This is a genomic window from Cupriavidus sp. SK-3 (assembly GCF_000611145.1).
Taxonomy (GTDB): Bacteria; Pseudomonadota; Gammaproteobacteria; order Burkholderiales; family Burkholderiaceae; genus Cupriavidus.
The window spans coordinates 893-1,119 of the sequence record NZ_JFJV02000050.1 but is presented as its reverse complement, the minus strand read 5'-3'; the positions used below and the strand labels follow the sequence as shown (position 1 = coordinate 1,119).

Genomic DNA, 227 nt, shown 5'->3' with positions numbered 1-227 from the left:
GCATCGGCAAGAGCGATATCGTGGATAGCGCAGCCAAGGCTGCCCGCCACGACCTGCTGATCTCCCACCCCGTGGTGGAAGATCCCACCGACTCCAAGGGCCTGCCGTTTCCGGCAACGGATGGTGCGGGTGCCAAGTTCCTGCCGTTCGGGGATCTGGCCACCGCGCTGAACAGCACGCGCCCGCTGGTCTGGTTCATTGACGATCTCGGACAGGCCTCGCCGGCG

1 pseudogene is annotated in these 227 nt (G+C 66.1%); it reads left to right on the top strand.

Annotated features, from left to right (window positions below):
- Nucleotides 1-20: 20 nt before the first annotated feature.
- Nucleotides 21-227, top strand: a pseudogene (locus tag CF70_RS05515) (ATP-binding protein); the annotation flags it as partial.